The sequence below is a fragment of the Mycolicibacterium sp. XJ662 genome, from assembly GCF_053484035.1.
On record NZ_JBEFTL010000008.1, the window covers coordinates 210,152 to 217,073 of the forward strand.

At 69.2% G+C, this 6,922-nt stretch carries 7 protein-coding genes; all 7 read right to left on the reverse strand.

The window, feature by feature from the left end:
* Positions 1 to 4: 4 nt before the first annotated feature.
* Positions 5 to 1,189, reverse strand: a complete 1,185-nt coding sequence (gene steA / locus ABQE93_RS20470) for a putative cytokinetic ring protein SteA (RefSeq protein ID WP_448409772.1) — start codon at positions 1,187 to 1,189, stop codon at positions 5 to 7.
* Between the two features lie 157 nt (positions 1,190 to 1,346).
* Positions 1,347 to 3,110, reverse strand: a complete 1,764-nt coding sequence (gene recN, locus ABQE93_RS20475) for a DNA repair protein RecN (RefSeq protein ID WP_448410048.1) — start codon at positions 3,108 to 3,110, stop codon at positions 1,347 to 1,349.
* Complete coding sequence (locus tag ABQE93_RS20480; RefSeq protein WP_448409771.1) at positions 3,110 to 4,036, reverse strand: NAD kinase; 927 nt, start codon at positions 4,034 to 4,036, stop codon at positions 3,110 to 3,112. Before ABQE93_RS20480 ends, recN begins: the two co-directional genes overlap by 1 nt.
* Positions 4,033 to 4,839: a TlyA family RNA methyltransferase gene (locus tag ABQE93_RS20485; protein WP_448409770.1), complete on the reverse strand. Its 807-nt coding sequence runs from the start codon at positions 4,837 to 4,839 to the stop codon at positions 4,033 to 4,035. The genes ABQE93_RS20480 and ABQE93_RS20485 overlap by 4 nt, the downstream gene beginning before the upstream one ends.
* Before the next feature lie 6 nt (positions 4,840 to 4,845).
* The gene (locus ABQE93_RS20490) at positions 4,846 to 5,022 is read right to left on the reverse strand and encodes a hypothetical protein (RefSeq protein ID WP_448394070.1); all 177 of its coding nucleotides are present in this window, start codon (positions 5,020 to 5,022) and stop codon (positions 4,846 to 4,848) included.
* 8 nt (positions 5,023 to 5,030) lie between these two features.
* Entirely contained in the window at positions 5,031 to 6,053 is a 1,023-nt protein-coding gene (locus ABQE93_RS20495; protein WP_448409769.1) for an HAD-IIA family hydrolase, read from the reverse strand.
* 1 nt (position 6,054) lies between these two features.
* Entirely contained in the window at positions 6,055 to 6,828 is a 774-nt protein-coding gene (locus ABQE93_RS20500) for a tetratricopeptide repeat protein (protein ID WP_448409767.1), read from the reverse strand.
* Positions 6,829 to 6,922: the final 94 nt, after the last annotated feature.

A 6,922-nucleotide genomic window follows, 5' to 3' on the forward strand; every position in this document is an offset into this window, starting at 1 on the left:
ACTCCTAGGTGACCCAGCCCTGCACCCAAAGCAGGAACCGGTTCCAGTAATCCGCGACCCAGTCCAGCAGGGCCGCGTCGGCGCGAGCCACCCACAGGGCGACGATGACCGCGACCATCATCGCGAGCACCAGCATCGCGATCGCCCCGCCCGACACCCTGCTGCGGTACAGGGTGGCGACGGCTTTGGCGTCGACGAGCTTCTCCCCCACCTTCAGCCGGGTGAGGAACGTCGACGGGTTGCTCTGCTGGCGTGAGCGGTCGAAGAACTCTTCGATGCTTGCGCTGTGGCCCGCGGTGACGATCAGCGAGGCGCCGTGGTGATCGCAGAGCAGAAGCGCGAGATCGGCGGCCGACCCGGCGGCCGGGAACGTCATCGCGCCGACACCCAGATCCTGGATCCGTTCCAACCCGGGCGCGTGGCCGTCGGCGTCGGCGGGCAGCACCACCTGCGCGCCGCAGCGCAGCACGTCAGCGCTCATCTTGTCGGGGTCGCCGACGATGAGCGCAGGCCGATACCCCGCCTTGCGCAACACGTCGGCGCCGCAGCCCACACCGATCAACACCGGTTGGTATTCCTTGATGAACGGCTTGAGCGCCTTGAGGTCGGCGGCGGAACTGGTGTCCTCGGCGACGATCACCACGTGGCGGCGGTTGAGGTCCACGTCGATGTCGGGGATGCCGATCCCGTCGATGAGCAGTGGGCTCTCGCTGCGGATGAACTCGATGGTGTTGCCCGCGAAGGCTTCGAGGTGGGCCACCAGCCCGCTCTTGGCCTCATGCATCAGCTCGTGGATGTCGTGGTCGGTGCGTTCCACCCCCTGCACCAGCAGTTTGTCCCCCGAGTACACGCCGCCGTCGTGCAGGCGCACCCGGGCGCCGTCCTTGACCTTCTTGAACACCTCCTCGCCGGTGTTGTCGAACAAGGTGACGCCGTTGCCGACCAGCACCTCAGGGCCGAGGTTCGGGTAGCGCCCGGAGATCGACGGCGAGGCGTTGACGACCGCGGTGACGCCGGATTCCACCAGCGCGTCGGCGGTGATCCGATCCAGGTCCAGCGCGTCGATGACGACGATGTCGCCCGGCGTGATTCGTCGCAACAGCCTCTCGATGTCGCGGTCGACGCGGGCCGTGCCGGTGATGCCCGGGCGTGAGCTGGCATTACGAGATAGCAGGGCAGACATCTTCATGCGGCGATTCTGTCGAGGCACCGGCGTTATCCGTCGGAGGCGCGCCGTAACACCAGCCCCACAAGTTATGTTTTGTCACAATTGCAACACGTCGAGGTGTCGAGACTGCGTAGAGATCGCCGCTTTCGCGGTTTTGACGATCTGGCCGCAGTGTCGATCAGCCGACACGCTCTTTCTGTGCCGCGTCGAGCAGTTCGCGGGCGTGCGCGCGGCCGCTGTCGGAGTCCCCCAATCCGGCGAGCATGCGCGCCAATTCGGCGACCCGGTCCTCGTCGTCGAGGCGGCGCACGACGCTGGCCTTGCTGCGGCCATTACCGCTGTCGACCATGAGATGTACGTCGGCGTAGGCGGCCACCTGCGGCAGATGGGTGACGACGATGACCTGATGGGTGCGGGCCAGCCGGGCCAGCCGACGTCCGATCTGCACCGCGGCGCGGCCGCCGACGCCGGCGTCGACCTCGTCGAACACCATCGTGGTGCCCTCGGCCGAGGCGGCCAGCACCACTTCCAGGGCCAGCATCACGCGCGAGAGCTCGCCGCCGGAGGCGCTCTTGTTCAGCGGGAGCAGCTCGGTGCCCTTGTGGGCGGCGAAACCGAACTCGACGGCGTCGACGCCGTATTGACCGGCGTGCACCGTCTGTCCCGACGGCAGGGTCAGCGGCGCGGAGTCGTCGGCCCGTGCCGGCAGCGGAGCCACCGAGACCGTGAACTCGGCGCCTGCCATCGCCAGGCCGGCCAGCTCCTCGGTGACGGCTTTGGACATGCCCTTGGCGGCCTTGGTGCGCGCCTTGGTGAGTTCGGCCGCGGCGGCGACGACCTTGGTCTGCAGCTCCGCGACGCGGCGCTCCAGCTCCGCGAGCGCCCCTTCGGACACGTCGAGCTGCACCAGGCGGTCACGGGCGTCGCGGGCCCACTGCAGCACACCGTCGATGTCGGCGGCGTATTTGCGGGTGAGCGTGCGCAGTTCGCCCTGCCGGGTCAGCTTGGTTTCCAACGTGCTGGCGTCGCTGGGCAATTCGGACAGGTAGTCGCCGAGTTCGGAGGCGACGTCGGTGATCGTCGTCAGCGCTTCACCGAGCCGGTCGCCGAGTGCTCGCAGAGCGGGGTCGTCGGTGCTTTCCAGCCCGGACTTGGCCTGCCCGACGCGCTCTGTCGCCGACGTGGCGTCGTGCGACGGGTCGTCCTCAGGCGCACCGGCCAGCGCGGCGCGAGCGATCTGGGTGGCTTCGCGCAGCGCGTCGAGTTCCGACAGCCGCCTGATGTCCTCGACGAGCGTGTCGTCCTCGCTGGGTTGCGGTGCGACAGCGTCGATTTCGTCGAGACCGAACTTGAGCCGATCGGCTTCCTGCGCCATTTCGCGTGCGCGGTCGGTGCGCTCCGTCAGATCCCTGCGCGCCGCCAGCCAGTCGTCGCGCACCGTGCGGTAACGCTTGAGTTTGGTGTCGAGGTCGGCGAAGCGATCCAGCGCGCCACGCTGTTCGTCGGGACGGATCAGTCGCAGTTGATCGTTCTGGCCGTGCAGCGCAAGCACTTCGGTGGTGAAGCTGCTCAGCGATTTGGCCGGCACGCTGCGCCCGCCGAGGTAGGCGCGTGACGGCCCGTCCCGGCTGACCGAGCGGGCGGCGATGACGCTGCCGTCGTCGTCGCGTTCGGCTCCCGAGGTGTCGAGGATCTCGTCGACGATTGCGGCCACCCCGTCGCCCAGTTCGGTTGTGGTGAACCGGCCTTCGACCACTGCGCGGTTGGCTCCGGTGCGCACGCGGGTGGCGTCGGCGCGGCCCCCGCCGAGCAGGTGCAGGCCGGTGACCACCATCGTCTTGCCGGTGCCGGTTTCGCCGGTCAGCACCGTGAGCCCCCGATCGAACTCGGCGGTTGCGGTGCCGATGGCGCCCAGCGCCTCGATGCGGATCTCAGATAGCACTACTGTCCGCGCCACCCCGTGACCGGCAACCGGAACTTGCGCACCAGACGATCAGTGAACGGTGCGCTGTCGAGACGAACCCACTTGACCGGGGTGCCGCAGCGGGTGACCTCGACGCGGCCGCCGGCAGGTACCACCATCTCGCGGCGGCCGTCGCAGAAGACCAGCGCGTCGTGGCCGTGGCCCTCGATCTCGATCGCGATCGCCGCATCAGGGCTGGTCACCATCGGCCGCGCGAACAGCGCGTGGGCGTTGTTGGGCACCACCAGGATTGCCTCCAGGTCCGGCCACACGATGGGTCCGCCCGCGGAGAACGCCCAAGCGGTAGATCCGGTCGGCGTCGCGACCAGCACACCGTCACAGCCGAAGGTAGACACGGGACGCCCGTCGACCTCGAGCACCGCGCCGAGCACCCCGAGCCGGGGGCCTTTCTCCACGCTGGCCTCGTTGAGGGCCCAGCCACGGTCGGCGATCTTGCCCTCGACGCGCACGACGACGTCGAGCGTCATCCGTTCTTGCACGCGGTAGTCACGTTTGATGATGCGCTCGAGCACGTTGTCGATGGAGTCCGCCTCGGCCTCGGCGAGGAACCCGATGCGGCCCAAATTGACGCCCAGCACCGGGATTTCGACGTTGCGGGCCAGCTCGGCGCCCCGCAGGAACGTGCCGTCGCCGCCGAGGACGAGGACCAGTTCGCAGCCTTCGGCGGCGCGTTCATCGGCGTCGACCACCTCGATTTCGACGCCGAGGGCCCGGATGTCATCGGGTGACAGGTTGGCGGGCCCGCGGTGGTCCACGGCTTCCGCGGACAGCATCCGTAGCCCGATTCCGTTGTCGCCGAGGACCTTGTGCACGCGACGCGCCACCTCGGTGACGTCTTCGCGTGCTGTGTGGGCGACCAAGAGGACAGCGCGGCCGTTGGTCATAGCGGACCCTCCGCGATGGCGTCGGCCACCGCCTGCGTGAGCGTCTCGCCCTGTAAGGCGCGGTCTGTGCGGGCACGCAGGTGCAGGAAGTATTCGACGTTGCCGGACGGGCCGGGCAACGGGCTTGCGGTGACAGCGACGGTGTGCCAACGCAGTTGGGCCGCGCGATCGGCGACAGCCAGCACCGCCTCGGCGCGCAGGCGCGGATCGGAGACCACACCGCCCGCGCCGACGCGGTCCCTGCCGACCTCGAACTGGGGCTTCACCATCGGAACGATATCGGCGTCGGCGGCGGCACAGGAGGTGAGCGCCGGCAGCACCGTGGACAGTGAGATGAACGACAGGTCGGCCACCACCAGATCGACGGCGCCGCCGATGGCGTCGGCGGTCAATTCCCGCACGTTGGTGCGCTCCATCACTGTCACCCGTGGGTCGCGGCGCAGCGGCCAGGCCAACTGGCCGTAGCCGACGTCGGCGGCCACCACCTCGCGGGCGCCCCTGTCCAGCAGGACTTCGGTGAAGCCCCCGGTCGAGGCCCCGGCGTCCAGACAGCGCCGACCCTCGACCGTCAGCCCGAAGCTGTCCAGTGCGCCGATCAGTTTGTGGGCGCCGCGGGATACCCAGCTGCGTTCGTCGGCTTCGACGGTGAGGGTGGCCGTGACGGCGACCGCGGTCGCCGGCTTTGCGGCGGGCATACCGTTGATGCTCACCCGTCCGGCGCCGATCAGCTCGGCTGCCTGCTGGCGGGAGCGGGCCAGCCCGCGTCGCACCAGCTCGGCATCAACACGTGCCCGCCGCGTCACTGACGGTCATCCCTTCTCGACCGATTCCAGCGCCTGGACCAGCAGTTCGTGGGCCTCTTCCAGCCGGGCTGCGAGGGCGTCAACGTCGGCGTCGGCCAGCTCGACACCGTCTTGGGCGGGGTCGGGCAGATCAGCCAGCAGTGCGGCGATCTGAGCGCGGATCTGGTCCGGGTCGGTACTCATATCGGTACTCACGCTAGTCGATGCGACGGACTGAGCAGGGAGCACCGGTGCAGTGCTTGGCGTGCGGTGTCGTCACCGGCGGTCACGGTGAGGGTGGCCCCGTCGAGATCGGCGGTCCAGACCGCGTTGGCGGTGGCCCGCACGACCGACAGCGGATCGGCGGGATCACGTCCGGTGGAGTGCACGACCACTTCGCCGGAGTCGACGTCGACACGCCAGGCGGGGTGCGCGTCGATGCGCAGCGCGTCGGGGCGGGCGTAGAGCGAGCGCAGATCGGCGGCGAGGTAGTCGGGTCGCTCGGCTGCCGCGGCGCGCACCAGGTCGTCGGCGGTGCTGACCCCGCTGAGCACCATGAGGCTGGGCAGACGGGCAGCGTTGGCTCCTGCGATATCGGTGTCGAGCCGGTCGCCGACCACCAGCGGTGTGCGAAAGTCACCGCGTGCCAAGGCATCCGCGAAGATCGTGGGTTGCGGCTTGCCGGCCACCTGCGGGTCGGCGCCGGTTGCCGCGCGCAGTGCCGCCACCATCGAACCGTTGCCCGGCAGCAGGCCCCGTTCGGAAGGCAGCGTCAGGTCGACGTTGGCCGCCACCCACAGCGCTCCGCTGCGGACGGCCAGCGCGGCTTCGGCCAGATCCGGCCAGCCAGTCTGGGGCGAGTGTCCCTGTACCACCGCGACAGGATCGTCGGACCACTGCCGGACCGGTTTGAGGCCGACGCGGCGTAGTTCGGCCGCCAACGCGTCGGTGCCGACGACGAGAACCACTGCGCCCGAGGGTAACTGGCTTCCCAACAAGTTCGCGGCGCTTTGCGCGCTGGTCACGACATCGTCGGCGGTTGCCGCGAAGCCCATGGCGTCCAGATGCTGGGCGACCTCGGCCGGATCCCGCGAGGCGTTGTTGGTCACATACAGCGTGCGGGCGTCGACCGTCGCGAGCGTTTCGACGGCGCCGGTCGTAGCCTCGTGGCCGCGAAAGACGGTGCCGTCGAGATCGAGCAGCAGACAATCATGGTCCTGAACGAGCGCGCCCACGTCAGCTCAGCTCCGTGATCCGGTCTTCGGCGTCGGTGGCGCCGTCGACATCGGCGGCCGCGGCGTGGATGAACCATTGCAGCGCATCGCTTTTGCGGTCAAGGGCCAACAGGGTCTCGGCGTAGACATAGAACAGCCGGGCCGCGGTCTGCCCGGTGCGGGTGGGGTCGAGTTGCGGCGACGACAGCAGCGCGAGCGCCTGTTCGTGCTGGCCGAGGTCGGACCGCGCGCCGGCCACCACGATGCGCAGTTCGTCGGCATCGTCACCGCTCAGTTGCGCGGCTTCGTCGCTGCGTGCCAATTCGATGGCGCGTTCGGGACGGCCGACGCCGCGTTCGCAGTCGGCGATCAGCGGCAGCAGCGGCGAGCGGCTTCCCATGCGCCGTGCCGCGCGCAGTTCTGCGAGCGCCTGCGCCCAGTCGCCGCAGTGGTATGCGGCGATGCCGACGGCTTCCCGTACGGCCGCGATACGACTCGCGCGGGTCTTGGCGGCCTTGGCATGCGCGAGCGCGGCCTCCGGATCGTCGACGAGAAGTTCGCCGGCCGCCACCAGATGGCGAGCCACCAGATCCGCGGTGGCACGGTCCAAAGTTGTGAGCTCTCGGCGTATTTCGGGGGAAAGCTGTTTGGCCTCGACGGTCTCCGGGAGCCGCGGGCCGGACGGTTCGCGATCGGGCTTCGGCTGCGAGCGCCGAGCCCGGTCAGGGCCCGAGGTGCGCGGTGCCGAAGAACGCGGACGGCGCCCGCCGTTGCCGCCTTGCCTGTCCTGAGCCACGTATGCCTTTCTACCGGATACGACCACGCTTGAGAATTCGGCCATGAATTCTCGCAAATAGAATTACCCCCCACGCAATTGTGGGGGGTAATCC

Bases quoted from the DNA above. Each gene is read 5' to 3' on its own strand.
- steA (WP_448409772.1), bottom strand. From the start codon at position 1,189: ATGAAGATGTCTGCCCTGCTATCTCGTAATGCCAGCTCACGCCCGGGC.
- ABQE93_RS20490 (WP_448394070.1), bottom strand. From the start codon at position 5,022: ATGAGTACCGACCCGGACCAGATCCGCGCTCAGATCGCCGCACTGCTG.
- ABQE93_RS20480 (WP_448409771.1), bottom strand. From the start codon at position 4,036: ATGACCAACGGCCGCGCTGTCCTCTTGGTCGCCCACACAGCACGCGAA.